General features: G+C 46.3%; 18 protein-coding genes and 1 tRNA gene. 9 read left to right on the forward strand and 10 right to left on the reverse strand.

Annotated features, from left to right (window positions below; translation table 11 throughout):
- Positions 1-15: 15 nt before the first annotated feature.
- Positions 16-1,035 (forward strand): SO2930 family diheme c-type cytochrome, encoded by a 1,020-nt coding sequence (locus BC349_RS04400; RefSeq protein ID WP_222840064.1) that lies wholly within the window; start codon positions 16-18, stop codon positions 1,033-1,035.
- Positions 1,036-1,037: 2 nt separating this feature from the next.
- Here BC349_RS04400 and BC349_RS04405 read toward each other — a convergent pair whose 3' ends face one another.
- Positions 1,038-2,339 (reverse strand): aminotransferase class V-fold PLP-dependent enzyme, encoded by a 1,302-nt coding sequence (locus BC349_RS04405; RefSeq protein WP_187255515.1) that lies wholly within the window; start codon positions 2,337-2,339, stop codon positions 1,038-1,040.
- Positions 2,340-2,492: 153 nt separating this feature from the next.
- Between BC349_RS04405 and BC349_RS04410 the strand changes: the two genes are divergently transcribed.
- Positions 2,493-2,563 (forward strand) — tRNA-Gln (locus tag BC349_RS04410).
- Between the two features lie 183 nt (positions 2,564-2,746).
- On the opposite strand, the gene rfbD is transcribed toward BC349_RS04410, so the two are convergent.
- Genes rfbD through BC349_RS04445 form a run of 7 tightly spaced genes read right to left on the reverse strand, consistent with a single transcriptional unit; the run spans position 2,747 to position 10,001 of the window.
- The gene (rfbD, locus tag BC349_RS04415; RefSeq protein ID WP_187255516.1) at positions 2,747-3,631 is read right to left on the reverse strand and encodes a dTDP-4-dehydrorhamnose reductase; all 885 of its coding nucleotides are present in this window, start codon (positions 3,629-3,631) and stop codon (positions 2,747-2,749) included.
- Positions 3,628-4,188: a dTDP-4-dehydrorhamnose 3,5-epimerase gene (gene rfbC / locus BC349_RS04420; RefSeq protein WP_187255517.1), complete on the reverse strand. Its 561-nt coding sequence runs from the start codon at positions 4,186-4,188 to the stop codon at positions 3,628-3,630. Before rfbC ends, rfbD begins: the two co-directional genes overlap by 4 nt.
- A 2-nt stretch (positions 4,189-4,190) precedes the next feature.
- Positions 4,191-5,231 carry a dTDP-glucose 4,6-dehydratase gene (gene rfbB, locus BC349_RS04425; RefSeq protein ID WP_187255971.1) on the reverse strand — a complete coding sequence of 347 codons (1,041 nt, stop codon included), beginning with the start codon at positions 5,229-5,231 and terminating at the stop codon, positions 4,191-4,193.
- A gap of 23 nt (positions 5,232-5,254) precedes the next feature.
- Positions 5,255-6,541 (reverse strand): nucleotide sugar dehydrogenase, encoded by a 1,287-nt coding sequence (locus BC349_RS04430; protein WP_222840065.1) that lies wholly within the window; start codon positions 6,539-6,541, stop codon positions 5,255-5,257.
- Entirely contained in the window at positions 6,538-7,524 is a 987-nt protein-coding gene (locus BC349_RS04435) for a UDP-glucuronic acid decarboxylase family protein (RefSeq protein WP_187255518.1), read from the reverse strand. Before BC349_RS04435 ends, BC349_RS04430 begins: the two co-directional genes overlap by 4 nt.
- 4 nt (positions 7,525-7,528) lie before the next feature.
- Positions 7,529-8,851, reverse strand: coding sequence for a UDP-glucose dehydrogenase family protein (locus tag BC349_RS04440; RefSeq protein WP_187255519.1), 1,323 nt, complete (start codon positions 8,849-8,851; stop codon positions 7,529-7,531).
- 16 nt (positions 8,852-8,867) lie between these two features.
- Positions 8,868-10,001, reverse strand: a complete 1,134-nt coding sequence (locus tag BC349_RS04445; RefSeq protein WP_187255520.1) for a DegT/DnrJ/EryC1/StrS family aminotransferase — start codon at positions 9,999-10,001, stop codon at positions 8,868-8,870.
- A gap of 98 nt (positions 10,002-10,099) precedes the next feature.
- On the opposite strand from BC349_RS04445, the gene BC349_RS04450 reads away from it, so the two are divergent.
- Entirely contained in the window at positions 10,100-11,368 is a 1,269-nt protein-coding gene (locus tag BC349_RS04450) for a glycosyltransferase N-terminal domain-containing protein (protein WP_187255521.1), read from the forward strand.
- Here the strand turns inward: BC349_RS04450 and BC349_RS04455 are convergent.
- Positions 11,335-12,048, reverse strand: a complete 714-nt coding sequence (locus BC349_RS04455) for a hypothetical protein (RefSeq protein ID WP_187255522.1) — start codon at positions 12,046-12,048, stop codon at positions 11,335-11,337. The genes BC349_RS04450 and BC349_RS04455 overlap by 34 nt on opposite strands.
- A 150-nt stretch (positions 12,049-12,198) precedes the next feature.
- Between BC349_RS04455 and BC349_RS04460 the strand changes: the two genes are divergently transcribed.
- From BC349_RS04460 to BC349_RS04480, 5 genes are all read left to right on the forward strand, one after another.
- Positions 12,199-12,768 carry a thymidine kinase gene (locus tag BC349_RS04460; protein ID WP_187255523.1) on the forward strand — a complete coding sequence of 190 codons (570 nt, stop codon included), beginning with the start codon at positions 12,199-12,201 and terminating at the stop codon, positions 12,766-12,768.
- Between the two features lie 15 nt (positions 12,769-12,783).
- Positions 12,784-13,434, forward strand: coding sequence for a heme exporter protein CcmB (locus BC349_RS04465; RefSeq protein ID WP_187255524.1), 651 nt, complete (start codon positions 12,784-12,786; stop codon positions 13,432-13,434).
- A gap of 63 nt (positions 13,435-13,497) precedes the next feature.
- Positions 13,498-14,166 (forward strand): cytochrome c biogenesis protein CcsA, encoded by a 669-nt coding sequence (ccsA, locus tag BC349_RS04470; RefSeq protein ID WP_187255525.1) that lies wholly within the window; start codon positions 13,498-13,500, stop codon positions 14,164-14,166.
- The gene (locus tag BC349_RS04475; RefSeq protein WP_187255526.1) at positions 14,159-14,392 is read left to right on the forward strand and encodes a CcmD family protein; all 234 of its coding nucleotides are present in this window, start codon (positions 14,159-14,161) and stop codon (positions 14,390-14,392) included. Before ccsA ends, BC349_RS04475 begins: the two co-directional genes overlap by 8 nt.
- Before the next feature lie 49 nt (positions 14,393-14,441).
- Positions 14,442-15,860, forward strand: a complete 1,419-nt coding sequence (locus BC349_RS04480; RefSeq protein ID WP_187255527.1) for a Glu/Leu/Phe/Val family dehydrogenase — start codon at positions 14,442-14,444, stop codon at positions 15,858-15,860.
- A gap of 82 nt (positions 15,861-15,942) precedes the next feature.
- Here BC349_RS04480 and BC349_RS04485 read toward each other — a convergent pair whose 3' ends face one another.
- Positions 15,943-16,380 carry a type I restriction enzyme HsdR N-terminal domain-containing protein gene (locus tag BC349_RS04485; protein ID WP_187255528.1) on the reverse strand — a complete coding sequence of 146 codons (438 nt, stop codon included), beginning with the start codon at positions 16,378-16,380 and terminating at the stop codon, positions 15,943-15,945.
- 73 nt (positions 16,381-16,453) lie between these two features.
- Between BC349_RS04485 and BC349_RS04490 the strand changes: the two genes are divergently transcribed.
- Positions 16,454-17,224: an AMP nucleosidase gene (locus BC349_RS04490; RefSeq protein ID WP_187255529.1), complete on the forward strand. Its 771-nt coding sequence runs from the start codon at positions 16,454-16,456 to the stop codon at positions 17,222-17,224.
- Positions 17,225-17,243: the final 19 nt, after the last annotated feature.

Raw genomic sequence — 17,243 nt, forward strand, 5'->3', positions numbered from 1 at the left:
GCCACAATAATAATTTTGCTTGCAATCGCAGTCTTCGCGGCAGTAGCTTTTTCCGGCAAATCGCCGGATTTTGAAGCTCCTAAACAAAAGCTATCCGACTACGGATTTTTTACCGGAAGACTGGCCGACCTCATACCCGCCAAAAAGGTCATACCCTATGATCTGAACAGTGCATTGTTCAGTAACTATGCTGAGAAATCCAGGTTCATCGTATTGCCTGAAGGAGAGCCGGCCATTTACAATCCCGACAGCGCCTTTAATATGCCTGTTGGCACGGTTCTCATCAAAAACTTTTATTTCCCTGCAGACTTCAGGCACCCCGAAAAAGGAAGGAAAATCCTGGAAACCAGACTGCTGGTGCATGAGCCGGCAGGGTGGAATGCGCTGCCCTATATTTGGAACAAAGAACAGACAGAAGCCTATTATGATGTTGCCGGTGATACCCGACAGGTGCAATACACCGATTCAAAAGGTAAAAAAGTAAATACCAGCTATGTCATCCCTAATAAGAACCAGTGTAAAGGTTGTCATTCCTCCGGCAATCGCTTCCTGCCGATTGGCATCAGTGCAAGGCATCTGAACAAGGATTTTTCCTATGCCGACGGTGCAGAAAATCAATTGACCTTCTGGAAAAAACATGGATTGCTGAATGAACTCCCTGAAGACAAGATACCGGCGAATTGCAACTGGCAGGATGAAAGCAAGCCCCTGGAAGCACGGGCCAGGGCCTACCTGGATATCAATTGCGGGCACTGTCACAATTCAGCTGGCCCTGCCAATACATCGGGATTGTTCCTGGATATTCACAATAAAAATGAGACTTCGCTGGGAATAATGAAAACTCCTGTAGCCGCAGGCCGGGGCTCTGGCAATCTTGATTACGCCATAGTTCCAGGCAGGCCCGACAAATCCATCCTGCTGTACCGGATGAACACCACAGATCCCGGAATAGCCATGCCGGAAATCGGTCGCGAACAGATCCATAAAGAAGGTATCGAACTCATCAGCCGCTGGATCAGCAGCATGAAACAATAAACTCACTTGCCACCGGACGCAAAGGATTTGATTCCTTTCACAAGTATGTCGAGTTGTTGCGTTGTTGTGTACACATGCGGCGTAATCCTTACTCCACTGATATTTTCCCATTCAATTCCCACCGTATGAATCTTGTGCTGGCTGAAAAGGTATTGATCAAGTTCTGATGGCTTCCTGTCCTTTACGGATACTAACCCTATTGCACAACCGAATCCCTGCCTTGTTGAAGTGCCGATCCTTATTCCCGGCATGTCTTTCACCTGGTTGATCCAGTAATTCTTCAGGTATAAAAGGCGTTGTTCTTTGCGTTCAGCGCCGATCATTTGATGAAACTCGATTGCTTTGCCAATGGCCTGTTCAATAAAGAAGGGCCTGGTGCCCAGGTTTTCAAACTTCCTGATATCCGCGCTTCTGGCATCGGGTGATGCAAACAAGGGGTAGAGTTTGGCTATCTTTTCTTTCTTCACATACAGCAGGCCGCTGCCAATGCAGGCGCTAAGCCACTTATGGAGACTGGTCCCGAAATAATCCGCGCCTAATTCGGGAATGGTAAACTTAAAATGAGCAAAGCTATGGGCCCCATCCACCAGTACTTCGATTCCCCTGGCATGTGCCGCATCGGCAATTGACCTTACCGGCAGAATCTGCCCGTTCCAATTAATGATGTGGGTAAGATGTACGACTTTGGTTTTGGTGGTAAACGCTTTGGTGTATTGTGCCGCCAGGTAAGCGTTATCCTCTGATGGCAATTCCAGGTTCACCCAAACCAGTTTGATGCCATCCCTTAATTCGCGTTGTTTCCAGGCATTGATCATATTCGGGTAGTCCTGTTTGCTTAAAACCACTTCATCTCCGGCTTTCAGTGGCAGCCCGAAAATGACCGTTTCCAGTGCCTCCGATGCATTTCTTTGGATGGCTATTTCCTCCGTATCACAACCAGCCAGAGCGGCCAGGTTTCGGCGCAAGGGTTCGCGCCCCTGATCGAGTATCCGCCACATATAATAACTGGGTCCCTCATTGCTGAGGTCATGGTAACGTTTCATGGCTTCCTGGACCACTTTCGGCGAAGGGCTGACCCCTCCGTTGTTCAGGTTTATGATGGAAGGAGATACCGTATAGGCCTGCTGGATGGCATACCAGAAATCCTCTTCGCCAGCCAGTTCTTCGGGACTTGCTGAGCCATATTGCAGGATGCTTTTTTCCAAATGCCTGCTCCAGGCGGGTTGTGAAATTCCGGCTAATACAGCGCCAAAACCAATTTTACTTAACCCTGACAAAAAATTTCTGCGTCCAGTAGCATTCATGAGGGGAATTTTTCTAAATCTAATATGTATTCTGTAAACGGGCAAAGACAAATGGGGCTCCCCTGTTTGTTATCCAATCCTGCAGAAATTTCAGAGATTTTTTTGGCAGTAAAGTTTGGGCCCATTATTTTTGCACTCCCATTTAGGACGGATTGGCCTATAGTATAATGGTAGTACGACAGATTTTGGTTCTGTTTGTCTAGGTTCGAATCCTGGTAGGCCAACGAAAAAGCCATAATGGCAAAAAAAAGCTACAACTCAAATTGTAGCTTTTTTTTATTGCCATTATTTCCCGGTCCTCCCCTTGCATACAACCCGGCTCCAGGTATCAGTTGACCTGCAAGTAACATTCATCAATCTTCTGTAAAGGGTATATTGAGGTACGACAATTCCGGAAACAAATTTATCTATGCCAGTAATTGTTGCAACTGAAGCAGGCAGGCCTTCAGGCTATCCTTCCAGGGAATGGTCCGGATGCCAAACACTGAGCGGATTTTATCCTTGCTAAGCACGCTGTAAGCTGGTCTTCTGGCCGGCGTGGGGTAGGCGGTAGTCGGAATGGGATGAATTTTACATTTGCTGCCGGAAAGATCCCTTATGGCAACAGCAAAATCGTACCAACTGATAACCCCGTCATTGGAATAATGGTAGATTCCACCGAATTGATCAACATTTGGCTGCTGGTCAAGGATAACAATGATATCAAGGATCGCTTTTGCCAGGTCAGCAGCATAGGTTGGGGAACCAAACTGATCGTTTACCACACTCAGTTCCTTTCGCTCCGACATCAGGCGCAGCATAGTTTTTACAAAATTGTGGCCATAGGCAGAATAGACCCAGGCAGTCCGAATGATAATAGCATTCGGTGCATACGCTACAGCAAGTTGTTCACCTTTCAGCTTTGTTAATCCGTAAACCCCCAGCGGATTTACCGGAGTTTCCTCACTTATTGGTTCAGTGGCCTCGCCATCAAACACATAATCGGTTGAAATATGTATAAATCTTGCCCCGTTTTCTGCGGCTGCTTTTGCAAGGTAGCCAACCGATGTTCCGTTAACCAGCATGGCCATATCCTGGTCGGTTTCGGCTTTATCCACCGCAGTATATGCAGCGCAATTGATACAATAAGAGGGATTCTGTTCCCTGAAAAAGGCAAAAACAGCCTTCTCGTCATCTATCGGCAATTCTGCATAATCAGTAAACAGAAACTCAAAACCAGCGTATAAAGGGGCCAGTTGTTGCAACTCACTTCCTAATTGACCATTACCGCCTGTTACCAGAATTTTTTTCATGATGCTAGGGTAAAAACTTGTTCAATATCAGCAAATACGGGGTAAAGTTTGTCTTTATCCGAGAGTATCATTTTGTCTTCCGGTATCTGCCAGTCAATATTCAAAGCCGGGTCATTGAATAAAACACCTCCTTCTGATTCCTTATTGTAAAATTCGTCGCATTTGTACATCACTTCTGCTGTTTCACTTAGTACAGAGTACCCATGTGCAAAGCCTTTGGGAACCAATAACTGTTTTTTATTTTCAGCGGACAGTTCGATACTGAAAACCTTGCCGAAACTGGGTGAACCGGTCCTGCAATCTACCACCACATCCAGGATAGAACCTTCCAGGGACCTGATCAGCTTTGTTTGGGCAAAAGGTGGCTTCTGGAAATGCAGTCCTCTTACAACGCCATAAACTGATCTGGCCTGGTTATCCTGAACGAATTTGTATTGAAGTCCATGTTTATTGAACAAGGCCTCGTTGTAGGATTCGAAAAAATATCCGCGTTCATCACCAAAAACCCTGGGTTCAAAGATCAGCAGACCAGGAAAGCCCGTTTCTATAAAAGCCATTATTAACGTTGTTCGTATTGTTCAAGATAATATTTCTGGTAATCACCGCTGGTTACATGATTGATCCACTCTGTGTTTGCCAGGTACCAGTCAACCGTTTTTTCAAGGCCCTCTTCAAACTGCAGGGATGGTTTCCAGCCCAGTTCACGGTTCAATTTGGTGGCATCAATGGCATATCGCAAATCATGGCCGGGTCTGTCAGTTACATAGGTAATCAGCTCTGCTGACTCACCCTCTGTGCGGCCGAGTTTCCGGTCCATTATACTGCACAGCAGATGCACCAGGTCAATGTTTTTCCACTCATTAAAACCACCCACATTGTATTTCTCCCCTTCCTTACCATTGTGGTAAATGGTATCGATGGCCCTGGCATGATCCTCCACCCATAACCAGTCGCGCACATTCTCCCCTTTTCCATAAACCGGAAGGGGTTTATTGTTCCTGATATTATTGATCATCAAAGGAATCAGCTTTTCAGGAAAATGGTAAGAGCCGTAATTATTGGAACAGTTACTCATTACCACCGGCAAATGGTAGGTGTGATAATAAGCCATTACCATATGATCCGATGCGGCTTTTGAAGCAGAATAGGGTGAGCGGGGATCATAAGGAGTCTCTTCGGTAAAGAAGCCTTCTGCGCCCAGCGAACCATATACTTCGTCTGTGGATACATGGTAGAAACGTTTGCCGGCATAATTTCCATTCCAGTTTTTCCTGGCAACATTCAGCAGGTTGGCTGTTCCAAGCACATTGGTGCGAACAAACTGCAACGGGTCAAGGATACTGCGGTCAACATGGCTTTCAGCAGCCAGGTGAATCACTCCGTCAAATGCATACTTTTCAAATAATTCCTGCATGCGTTTTTCATCAGTAATATCACCCCGCTCAAAAATATAGTTTGATTTATCCTCAATATCCTTAAGGTTCTCCAGGTTTCCTGCATAGGTTAAGGCATCAAGGTTTACTATGAGATAATCAGGGTACTTATTGACAAATAACCGTACCACATGTGATCCGATGAAACCGGCACCACCGGTAACCATAATTGTTTTTGCCAACTTCCTCATTATAAACTCCAATATAGTCGTGAATGAATTTTCCCCTTGTAAATACCCTTAAGGTCGACAACAACACCATGTGCGCGGGTAATAGAGGCGAAATAAGCATCATCATACTGACGGTACTGATCATGAGGAACAGTGATAATTACCGCATCGTAGTCAGTTCCTGGCTGTCGTGTCAGTTGCAGGCCATACTCCTCTTTCACCTCTGCATGTTCCGCATAAGGATCCTGGACGTCCACATGAATATTAAATGCCAGCAATTCTTCAACCGTATCTACAATTTTCGAATTGCGTATATCGCTGACATTTTCCTTAAACGTTACCCCCTTAACCAATACCCGGGGATTATCAGAATTCCTCAATACATATTTGATAATCTTTCGTGCCAGGTATTTGGCCATATCATCATTGATAAAACGGCTGGCGGCGATTACACGTGACTGGTAGCCCAGTGAAGCCGCCTTATGTGTCAGGTAATAAGGATCCACACCAATGCAATGACCACCTACCAGTCCGGGCTGGAATTTCAGGAAATTCCATTTTGTTCCGGCTGCTTCAATTACATCATAGGTATTGATACCCATACGATCGAAGATGAGTGACAACTCGTTCATCAGGGCGATATTCATATCGCGTTGCGTGTTTTCCACGATCTTGCTGGCTTCAGCCACTTTGATGGAAGGAGCACGATGAACACCGGCATCCACCACCAATTCATAGGTACTGGCAATTTCTTCTGCAGCTTCGGCATCACTTCCCGAAGTCACTTTAACCACTGTCCTCAGCGTGTTCTTTTTATCTCCCGGATTAATCCTTTCAGGGGAATAACCCAATTTAAAATCGGCACCCAGTTTTAAACCGGAAGTTTTTTCAAGTACCGGCAAACAATCTTCTTCGGTGCAACCTGGATAGGTAGTTGATTCATATACAACATAATCCCCTGCTTTCAATACCTTACCTACGGTAGTAGAAGCTCCGATAAGGGGTTTAAGATCAGGTACATTGTATTTGTCAACAGGAGTAGGCACAGCCACAATGTAGAATTTTGCTGTACGTAACAATTCCAGGTCGTCCGTAAATATTATATCGCGGTCTTTGAACTCTTCGTGCCCCACTTCCTTGCTGGGGTCAATTCCGTTACGCATCAGTTCAACCCGGTGAGCGTTGATATCAAAGCCGATGACTGATATTTTTTTTGCAAACTCCAGGGCCAGGGGTAATCCCACATAGCCCAGGCCAATTACTGCGAGCTTTTCTTTTTTGTCGAGCAGGTCCTGATAAATTTTCATTGATGAAGGCTTTTAAATTCTTTTGGTTGCTTAAATAGTTCTTCGTGTGGCAATGCTTTAAAATATTGGTAGGTAGTTCGGACACCTTCAGACCTGTTGATCTTTGGTTCCCACCCCAGTAGTTCTTTGGCTTTTGTGATATCCGGTTTTCTTTGCTTTGGGTCATCCTTTGGCAAGGGTCTGTAAACAATCTTTTGCTGGGTCCCGGTAAGTTTTATGATTTCTTCAGCGAAATCCTTCAACGAAATTTCATCGGGGTTGCCGATATTAACCGGGTAGGGATGATCACTCATCAGTAACCTGTATATTCCTTCTATGAGGTCATCCACATAGCAGAAAGAGCGGGTTTGGGAACCATCGCCAAAAACGGTGAGATCTTCCCCCCTCAGCGCCTGGCCGATAAATGCAGGCAGTGCCCGTCCATCATTGAGCCGCATGCGCGGACCATAGGTATTAAATATTCTGACGATCCTGGTTTCAACCTGGTGAAACGTATGATAGGCCATGGTTATTGATTCCATGAATCGCTTTGCTTCATCATATACTCCACGCGGACCTACCGGGTTCACATTTCCCCAATACTCTTCCGTTTGCGGATGCACCAGCGGATCACCGTAAACCTCCGAGGTCGAGGCCACCAGCATTCGGGCATTTTTTGCCTTCGCAAGACCCAGACAGTTATGCGTACCCAAAGCACCCACTTTCAAAGTCTGGATGGGTATTTTAAGGTAATCAATGGGGCTTGCAGGAGAAGCAAAATGAAGTATATAATCCAGTTCACCGGGAACATGAATGAACTTGCTTACATCATGATGGTAGAATTCAAATTGTTCCAGCTTAAATAAATGCTCAATATTCCGGAGGTCGCCGGTGATCAGGTTATCCATGGCGATCACATGAAACCCCTCCTTTATAAACCTGTCACATAAATGAGAGCCGAGAAAGCCGGCAGCACCAGTTATCAATACTCTTTTTGCAGACATAGATTTATTTGTTGTGTTGGGTTACAGCCTTTCGACCAATACTTTCATAGTGAAAACCCAGCTCAGCTATTGCAGCTACATCAAAAAGGTTTCTACCGTCGAAAATCGCCTTGTTTTTCAGGCTGGTTACAATCTTTAGAAAATCGGGAGTACGGAACTCATTCCATTCTGTAGCAATAATCAGGGCATCTGCACCTTTCAGTGCGTCATACTGGTTTTCAGCATAATTGATCCTGTCGCCAATAGCCTGCCGCACATTCTTCATTGCCTCCGGATCAAATGCTGTAACTGTGGCTCCCGCCGCGAGTAATTCTTCGATGATATACAGAGCAGGGGCCTCCCGGATATCGTCCGTGTTGGGTTTGAACGCCAGCCCCCACAATGCGAAATGCTTTCCCTTCAAGTCATCCTTAAAATACCTGCGAACCTTGGGCAGCAAATGGAGTTTCTGTTTCTCATTTACATCCATTACCGCATTCAGTATCTGAAAATCATACGCAACTTCCCTGGAGGATTTCACCAGCGCCTGAACATCTTTCGGGAAACAGCTTCCACCATATCCTATACCCGGGAATAAAAACCTTTTTCCGATCCGGTCATCACTTCCTATTCCGAGCCGCACCATATCAACATCAGCGCCCAGTTTCTCACAAAGCTGTGCGATCTCATTCATGAAGGAAATCTTTGTAGCAAGGAATGAGTTGGCTGCATATTTGGTTAATTCTGCAGAACGCTCATCCATGTATATAACGGGATTGCCTGACCGAACAAAAGGGGAATACAATTCTCCCATCAGTTTGCGTGCCCTTTCGGAACTTGTTCCGATCACCACACGGTCAGGTTTCATAAAATCATCCACAGCAACCCCTTCCCGCAGAAATTCAGGGTTAGAGACAATATCAAACTCACCTGTATAATTTTTGGCTACAGCGGCATGCACTTTTTCCGCAGTGCCTACGGGAACCGTACTTTTATCAACCAGGACTTTATAATCAGTAAGGAGTTTGCCAATATCTTCAGCCACTCCCAGTACGTATTTAAGGTCAGCAGATCCGTCCTCCCCGGGAGGTGTTGGTAAGGCTAGGAATACAATTGAGGCGTCTTTGATTCCGGCCTCGAGGTCGGTGGTGAAATTCAACCTGCCTTCTTTCAGGTTACGTAGAAATAGTTTTTCAAGACCAGGCTCATAAATGGTTATTTCGCCATTTGCCAATTTTTCAACTTTCCTGCGATCTATATCAACACAGGTCACATCATTTCCGGTTTCAGCAAAACAGGTCCCTGTCACAAGACCAACATATCCTGTTCCTACAACTGCAATTTTCATTTGGTATACTCTTGGTTTAATGATTATTTATAAACTCCAGGACTTTTGTGCTGATGTATTCCAGCTGCTCAGAATCCAGTTCTGTATGCATGGGTAATGAAATCACCCTTTCGGTCAGCCAGTCAGTAACCGGCAGGTTATAGGAGGCTCCACCGAAGTCAGCAAACATTTGCTGCCGGTGCGCTGGCACAGGGTAATAAATCATGGAGGGAACCTGGTTATCGGCCAGGAATTTATTCAGCGAATCACGATCCACTCCTTCGAGCAACAAGGTGTACTGGTGGAATACATGTTTATTGTTATCTGCCCTGTATGGAACAGTAATTTTCGGGTTCCCTGCGAATGCCTTATCGTAAAAATCCGCAGCTTTTCTGCGGGCATCGATATACGCATCGAGGCGGGGCAATTTCACATTTAATACGGCAGCCTGGATACTGTCCAGGCGGCTGTTACAACCAACGATATCATGATAGTAGCGTTTGCTTTGGCCATGGTTGGCAATTTTGGTGATTTTTGCGGCCAATGCATCATCATTCGTACAGATAGCACCACCATCGCCATAACACCCAAGGTTTTTGGAAGGGAAAAAGGAAGTACAGCCAATGGTGCCAATGGTGCCGGTCTTCTGTTTGCGGCCGTCACTGAAAACAAAGTCACTTCCAATTGCCTGGGCATTGTCCTCAATTACTGCAATATTGTGCCTGTTGGCAATTTCCATGATGGCTTCCATATCGGCGGACTGTCCATAAAGGTGTACAGGAACAATTGCCCTGGTGTTGGGTGTGATTGCCTTTTCAAGTGCCACCGGGTCAATGCAGAAGGTTTTCGGGTCAACATCCACAAAAACCGGCTTTAACCTGAGAAGCGCCACCACTTCGGTGGTCGCAATATAAGTGAAGGAAGGTGTAATGACTTCGTCTCCCGGCTGCAGGTCCAGCGCCATCATGGCAATTTGCAGCGCATCCGTGCCATTGGCGCAGGGTATAACATGTTTCGCCCCCAGGTATCCTGCCAGAGAAGCGGAAAAATCCTGCACTGCTTTACCATTAATGAATGCAGCACTGTCGATTACTTCGTGAATGGCAGCATCTACTTCAGCCTTGATTTGCTGGTACTGCTGCTTAAGGTCCACCATTTGAATTGGTCGCATAATTCTTCCCCTCATTTTTAAATGCGCACAAAAATAGCAAAATATAGGTAGGGTGAAAGTTTGAATTTAGTTTTGCAGCTTATTAACCATTTGATTCCGTGAGCCTTTTACTTTACAACCTTTTTCTTTTATTCTACCGGCTGGCCCTGGGGATAGCAGCCCGCTTTAATCCCAAGGCAAGGCTTTGGGTGGATGGCCGCCAGGATTGGGAGAACCGCCTCAGGTCTGCCCTGGATAAGCAACATGGACCACTTGTCTGGATGCATTGCGCTTCCCTGGGGGAGTTTGAGCAGGGGCGGCCGATCATTGAACATATCAGGAAAAACCACCCCCAATACCGCATCCTGGTTAGTTTCTTCTCGCCTTCAGGGTTTGAAATCAGGAAAAATTATAGTGGTGCAGACCATGTTTGTTACCTGCCGCTGGACGGGGCAAAAGCATCTAAAAAATTCATTGAAATCGTTTCCCCCGACCTGGTTATCTGGATAAAATACGAATTCTGGTATCACTACCTCTCGCGCCTGAATGCCCTAAAGACCCCCGTTTTGCTGGTATCCGGATTGTTCAGACCTGGTCAGCCCTTTTTCAAGTGGTTCGGGCGCCTGCACCGTCATATGCTGTCCTGCTTCAGCCAGCTTTTTGTTCAGGACCAGGACTCCCGGCAACTGCTCGGAAAAATCGGTATCAGGAATGTGATTGTCAGCGGCGACACCCGTTACGACAGGGTTTCAGCAATTGCCGGCAACTTCGTTCCAATTGAGGCCATCGGTGCTTTCACTGCCAATCACAAGGTGATCGTGGCCGGAAGTACCTGGCCGGAAGACGAAGAAGAACTGGATCATTTTGCCAACACCAACCCGCAATACAGGTTTATCATTGCTCCGCATGAAACTTCTGAAGCCCATATCAGGGAAATGGAGAGACTATTTCACCCGGTTATCCGCTATTCCCGGTGGGAAAAAGAATGGACCAATGAATCATTCCGGCAGAATCACCCACATATAATGATTATTGATAATATAGGAATGTTGTCCCGTTTATACCATTATGCCGACATCGCTTATATAGGTGGTGGATTTGGTGGAGACGGACTGCACAATATCCTGGAAGCAGCAGTATACGGGGTACCGGTGATCCACGGGCCGAATTATGACAGGTTCCCCGAAGCAGCAGACCTGATAAATGCCGGCGGATCCTACGCGGTCAGCAATGCACTGGAATTGGAGAGCAAATTGAATGACCTGTTAATGGGAGACAATGCCTATCACCTGGCCTGCCAGGCAGCAGGCAGGTTCGTTCAGGAAAGAAAAGGAGCAACAGCAAAGATCATTCATTACATGGAAGAAAACCGTCTTCTAACCAGCTGACAAAAATGGCGGACGGTGTCTTTCGATTCATCCCATGCCAGTTTCAGCTTTAGTTCGCGTTCCATCCAGAATTCCGCTTCCTGGAGGATATTGAAGGAATTGATGGTCTTGATGCTTCTTTCATACATTACCTCGTCTCCCCGGAAAAGTTCATTTACAAAAACGAAACGGTCATTAATACCAATAGCTTTCTTAAGATCCCGTACCGGTTCACGGGTTAAAACCTCAGCTAATTCTGTAGAAGACTGCTTTAGTTTATCGTTCAGTGATGCGCCGTTTTGCTGACTGATCACCTCGTTCAGTTCACGCAGGTCTTTCTGGTGAGCTAGTGTCGGAATCTCCTGCATGAGGGAATGTAACCAATCAGAAGTGGCTTCAGAAGTTTGTGGCTGGTGGTTGTTGGTTGGTAATTCGTGGGCCGCAGCAGCAGCCACGGGTGCTTCCTCAGGCAGCGCCTCAGACCTTAGCTCAGGCGCATGGGAGGAGGTAATATCCGGAACACGGGGTCCGGAAGGCATCACAACAGCGACCTTTGCTGATCCTGCCCGGGCGGGAGCAGCATGGGGACTGGATTGCAATTCAGCCTGAAGCATCTGGACGGTAACCATTAATGCCTGGGAATCAGCCCCCTGATCAAATTGTTCCTGCAACTTGTTAATCAGTGCTCTAACTCTTTCCATACGATATGGTACTTTTGGGTTAGTATTGGATTTCATAAAGTTATATAAAAATAAACCTATAAAGCCGTTTGTAGTTGGTTGTTTGTCGATTGTGGTTCAGTTTAACGGAATCACAACAACAAGCCTCCTACTACAAACCATAAACAAACCATGTTTATCGAACCAAACCTCTCCGGCGGCCGGCGCGGATGGATTGAAGTCATATGCGGCTCCATGTTCTCCGGAAAAACCGAAGAACTGATCCGTCGTTTAAAAAGGGCCAGGATTGCCAACCTGAAGGTCGAAATCTTCAAACCCGCCATCGACGTGCGATACGACGAACAACATATCGTGTCTCACGACGAAAACGCCATTCAGTCCACCCCTATCGACAACTCCCAGACAATCCTGCTGATGGCCAGTGATGTGGACGTTGTCGGGATTGATGAAGCCCAGTTCTTCGATGATGAGTTGCCCATGGTCTGTGACCAGCTTGCCCGCCAGGGTATCAGGGTAATCATTGCCGGACTTGACATGGACTATCTTGGTAAACCCTTCGGACAGATGCCTTTTCTACTGGCCAAAGCAGATTATATCACCAAGTTGCATGCCATTTGCGTAAAATGTGGAAATATTGCAAGTTTCAGCTACCGGAAAGTGGCTGCCGAATCACAGGTATTACTGGGTGAGAAGGAATCCTACGAACCCCGTTGCCGCACCTGTTATGATGAAAAAGACTAACGCAAACCTATATTCTTGAAACACATCATCGCATTATTTAAAAAAGATCTGTTGCTTGAATTCAGGCAGCAGTACACATTTTATGGCATTGTTTTATATGTTGCCAGCACCATTTTCGTGCTCTACCTGGCAATGGGACAACCGGAAGACCAGGTATGGAACGGGCTTTTCTGGATGATCCAGTTATTTGTTTGTGTCAATGCCGTGGCAAAAAGTTTTCTGCAGGAAAGCCGGGGCCGACTACTCTACTTTTATTCAATTGCCGGTGCACGCGATTTTATTCTGTCCAAATTGCTGTTCAATGCACTGCTAATGGCCCTGCTCAGCCTGGTGGGCTGGATTTTATTCAGTCTTTTACTGGGCAATCCTGTGGCCAATGGACTTCGATTTATGGGAGTGGCCATTTTTGGCGGATTGGGTCTCAGTCTTGTTTTTACATTTTTGTCAGCAATTGCAGCAAGGGCGCAGCAAAATGCCGCCCTAATGGCCATCCTGGGCTTTCCGCTCATAATCCCGCAATTATTGCTGATGATGAAACTGGCCAATACGGCCTTCAGCCAGGTGATACTGGACAGCCTTAGCCAGATTGTTTTATTGCTTGCCGGCCTCGATATACTGGTCATTGCACTGGCGATTATCCTGTTTCCGTTCCTTTGGAAAGACTAGTTCTATTTGATGTTTGAAGTTTGAGATATGTTTTCCCTAATTTTGCCCGACTTATATAAACCTATGCGCTTGTCTTGGTGGAAAATACTCTGCATCCTATTACTCCTGGTCATTTCAATAGCCGGCTTCCTGGGAGGAGTACCCGCAAAACCCATCCTCAACGAAACCATCCGGAATCTATACTACCACGTGCCAATGTGGTTTGGCATGATGATTTTCTTTATCGTGTCGGTAGTCAACTCAGTGAAATACCTGCGTTCCGGAAAAATGAAATTTGATACCCTGGCAGTTGAATATGCCAATACCGGGATCCTGTTTGGCATCCTGGGGCTTACCACCGGCATGATCTGGGCCAATTATACCTGGGGCAAACCCTGGAGCAATGACCCCAAACAAATTGGCGCGGCAATTGCCATTCTCATTTATTTCGCTTACCTGGTTCTACGAAATTCCATGATCGATATGGACAAACGGGCAAGGATAGGCGCTGTTTATAACATTTTTGCTTTTGCCATGTTGTTTCCTACCATCTGGATCATACCCAGGCTGGTTGAAAGCCTCCACCCTGGTGGAATGGGTAATCCTGCGCTCAATACGAATGATATCGACAGCAGGATGCGGATGCTCTTCTGGCCGGTTGCGGTTCCTGCCTGGACCTTGCTGGGGGTATGGATCACCACCCTTCGCGTTCGCCTCAGATTAATCGAAGAAAAAAAACTGAACCATGCGTAAAATACCTGCCTTCCTTATCCTTACAATATTCCTGCTCGCAGCCGGCCCTGCGCTGATGGCACAATCGCCCATGACCGACGAACCCGTACAGATGGCCGACACATTCAGGGCCAATGGTAAAATCTTTGTGGTTGTTGCGGTAGTTGTAACAATCCTTGGAGGCGTAATTGCCTACCTGGTGACCCTCGACAGGAAGATCAGCCGTCTTGAAAAAGAGGGGAAATAAACCGTCGATTGCTTAAACACATATAAAACAAATTTCAAAAACAACAATCATGTCTGGACATCAAGAGTATAGCTTCTTTGGAGCTGTTGAGAAGAGCTTTGACAAGGCAGCTAAGTTCACGAATTGGGATCCGGGTATCCTGGAACAGATCAAACAATGTAATTCCGTTTACCGTATGCATTTCCCGGTTAAAATCGGCGATCAGATCGAAGTGATCAAGGCCTACCGGGTTCAGCACTCACACCACAAGACACCCTGTAAGGGGGGTATCCGCTTTGCCACATCCGTTAACCTCGATGAGGTAATGGCCCTGGCAGCACTGATGACCTACAAATGCGCTATCGTAAACGTTCCTTTTGGCGGCGCCAAGGGTGGTATCACTATTGATCCGAAAAAATATACCCCTTACGAACTGGAAAAGATCACCCGCCGTTATACCCACGAACTGATCAAGAAAAACTTCATTGGTCCGGGTACCGATGTTCCCGCACCAGATTATGGTACCGGTGAAAGGGAAATGGCCTGGATTCTCGACACATATATGAGCCAGAAACCCGGTGAAGTGGATGCACTGGGTTGTGTAACCGGGAAGCCTGTTACGCAGGGAGGTGTTCGTGGCCGTAGGGAAGCAACTGGACTGGGTGTATTCTATGGTATCCGCGAGGTATGTAACATGCCTGATGTTATGCAAAGACTTGGACTTACCCCCGGAATTGAAGGAAAGACAGTAGTAGTGCAGGGATTGGGTAATGTGGGTTACCACGCAGCCAAATTTTTCCGCCAGGGTGGAGCCAAAGTAATTGCCATTGCAGAATACGAAGGCGCCATCATGAACCCGGATGGTTTGAATGAAGATGAAGTATTCCAGCACCGTAAAAAAACAGGTTCTATCCTGAATTTCCCGGGAGCAACCAATATTGCCAAATCAACTGATGCACTGGAACTGGATTGCGAGATATTGATTCCTGCTGCCCTCGAAAACGTTATCAATGGAGAGAATGCTCCCCGCATCAAAGCGAAGATCATCGGTGAAGCAGCCAACGGTCCGCTGACTCCTGAAGCAGATGATGTATTTGCAGCCAAAGGCACATTGGTTGTTCCGGATATGTACCTGAATGCAGGTGGTGTAACGGTTTCCTATTTCGAATGGCTGAAAAACCTTAGCCATGTCCGTTATGGCCGCCTTGAAAAAAGGTTTACCGAAAACCAAAACAAGAATATCATCCAGCAGATCGAGGGACTCACAGGCAAGAAGGTGAATGATGAAGAGAAGGTGAAAATCGAACATGGTCCTGATGAAGTGGACCTGGTATATTCCGGACTGGAAGAAACCATGATCAGCGCAACCCGCGAAATCATGGAATGCTGGAAAAATAACCCATCCATTCCCGATATGCGCACAGCTGCATATGTGGTAGCCATTAACAAGGTTGCAACCAGCTATGCTGAATTGGGCATCTTCCCATAAGGGTATGAGGATAAATAAAAAGGGGTAAGATGTTTTGAACTTCTTACCCCTTTTTATTTCCTTCCTCCACCCGGTTCACCTCTCATTCCCAATCAGGTAAACCGGTCATTCTTTCAAGTTTCCCCTCCTTCCTTTCAAACACAAAAGTCCCTGTACCATTGGTTATCACCAGGTAGGTAACAGGAATGGAAATATTATATCTTAACAACTGATGCAATACATCATCATTTAAAGGAACTTCCATCGACTTGCATTCCACCATCAGCCAGGGTTGGTGATTTCTGTCGTAGACGAGGATATCAAAACGCCTGGAGAGTTCGCCAAGCTTCATTTCTTTTTCAACAGCGATCAGTGTAGAAGGATAGTTTTTTACCTGCAGCAGGTACTGCAAAAAATTCTGCCGCACCCACTCTTCCGGAGTAAGTACGATCCACCGTTTTCGGTGAATATCAAATATCTGGCGTTTGCCTTCCACTTCCCGCGAACGGAATGCATAGTCAGGGTATTGAAGCGATAACATTTGCCAAAGCTATGATTCGAAAATCGTATATTGCCAAAATTCACTTTTTTGTACTCAACATAATACCGCAGGGATGAAAACCAAAGAAGAGATCGTACAGAACTGGCTGCCCCGTTACACCGGGCAACAACTTGAGCAGTTTGGAAAATACATCCTGCTTACAAATTTCAGCAACTATGTGGAATGGTTCGCAGAATGGAATAAGGTGGAAATTATCGGCGCGGGAAAACCAATGCAGTGTGCCACTGCAGGAGATATCACCATCATTAATTTTGGAATGGGTAGTCCCACTGCAGCAACCATAATGGACCTCCTGACAGCCATCGAGCCAAAGGCTGTTTTATTTCTTGGTAAATGCGGGGGATTGAAAAAAAGAAATAAGGTGGGTGACCTGATCCTGCCAATCGCAGCGATACGGGGTGAAGGAACCTCAAATGATTACTTTCCTCCTGAAGTTCCTGCCCTGCCTGCATTTGCGCTCCAGAAAGCTGTTTCAACAACCATTCGGGACTATAGTGTTGATTACTGGACCGGTACAGTTTACACCACCAACAGGCGGGTCTGGGAGCACGATGAAGTCTTTAAGGAATATCTGCAAAAAGTAAGGGCCTACGCCATCGATATGGAAACTGCTACGATTTTTTCAGTCGGATTTTACAATAAAATACCAACCGGCGCCCTCCTGCTGGTGAGCGATTCGCCCATGATACCCGAAGGTGTTAAAACAGAGGAGAGCGATAAAAAAGTGACCGGAGAATTTGTTGAAAGACATATCCGTATCGGCATCGATTCACTGAAACAACTGATCAATGATGGCCATACGGTAAGGCACCTGAGGTTTTAAATATGAGGGGTGAGGACGG

Source organism: Flavihumibacter stibioxidans, assembly GCF_014332695.1.
Lineage (GTDB): Bacteria > Bacteroidota > Bacteroidia > Chitinophagales > Chitinophagaceae > Flavihumibacter > Flavihumibacter stibioxidans.

Coding starts and splice junctions, on each gene's coding strand:
- BC349_RS04405 (WP_187255515.1), bottom strand. CDS start 2,339: ATGAATGCTACTGGACGCAGAAATTTTTTGTCAGGGTTAAGTAAAATT.
- rfbD (WP_187255516.1), bottom strand. CDS start 3,631: ATGAAAAAAATTCTGGTAACAGGCGGTAATGGTCAATTAGGAAGTGAG.
- rfbC (WP_187255517.1), bottom strand. CDS start 4,188: ATGGCTTTTATAGAAACGGGCTTTCCTGGTCTGCTGATCTTTGAACCC.
- rfbB (WP_187255971.1), bottom strand. CDS start 5,231: ATGGTTACCGGTGGTGCCGGTTTCATCGGATCACATGTGGTACGGTTA.
- BC349_RS04430 (WP_222840065.1), bottom strand. CDS start 6,541: ATGAAAATTTATCAGGACCTGCTCGACAAAAAAGAAAAGCTCGCAGTA.
- BC349_RS04435 (WP_187255518.1), bottom strand. CDS start 7,524: ATGTCTGCAAAAAGAGTATTGATAACTGGTGCTGCCGGCTTTCTCGGC.
- BC349_RS04440 (WP_187255519.1), bottom strand. CDS start 8,851: ATGAAAATTGCAGTTGTAGGAACAGGATATGTTGGTCTTGTGACAGGG.
- BC349_RS04445 (WP_187255520.1), bottom strand. CDS start 10,001: ATGCGACCAATTCAAATGGTGGACCTTAAGCAGCAGTACCAGCAAATC.
- BC349_RS04455 (WP_187255522.1), bottom strand. CDS start 12,048: ATGGAAAGAGTTAGAGCACTGATTAACAAGTTGCAGGAACAATTTGAT.
- BC349_RS04460 (WP_187255523.1), top strand. CDS start 12,199: ATGTTTATCGAACCAAACCTCTCCGGCGGCCGGCGCGGATGGATTGAA.
- ccsA (WP_187255525.1), top strand. CDS start 13,498: ATGCGCTTGTCTTGGTGGAAAATACTCTGCATCCTATTACTCCTGGTC.
- BC349_RS04475 (WP_187255526.1), top strand. CDS start 14,159: ATGCGTAAAATACCTGCCTTCCTTATCCTTACAATATTCCTGCTCGCA.
- BC349_RS04480 (WP_187255527.1), top strand. CDS start 14,442: ATGTCTGGACATCAAGAGTATAGCTTCTTTGGAGCTGTTGAGAAGAGC.
- BC349_RS04485 (WP_187255528.1), bottom strand. CDS start 16,380: ATGTTATCGCTTCAATACCCTGACTATGCATTCCGTTCGCGGGAAGTG.
- BC349_RS04490 (WP_187255529.1), top strand. CDS start 16,454: ATGAAAACCAAAGAAGAGATCGTACAGAACTGGCTGCCCCGTTACACC.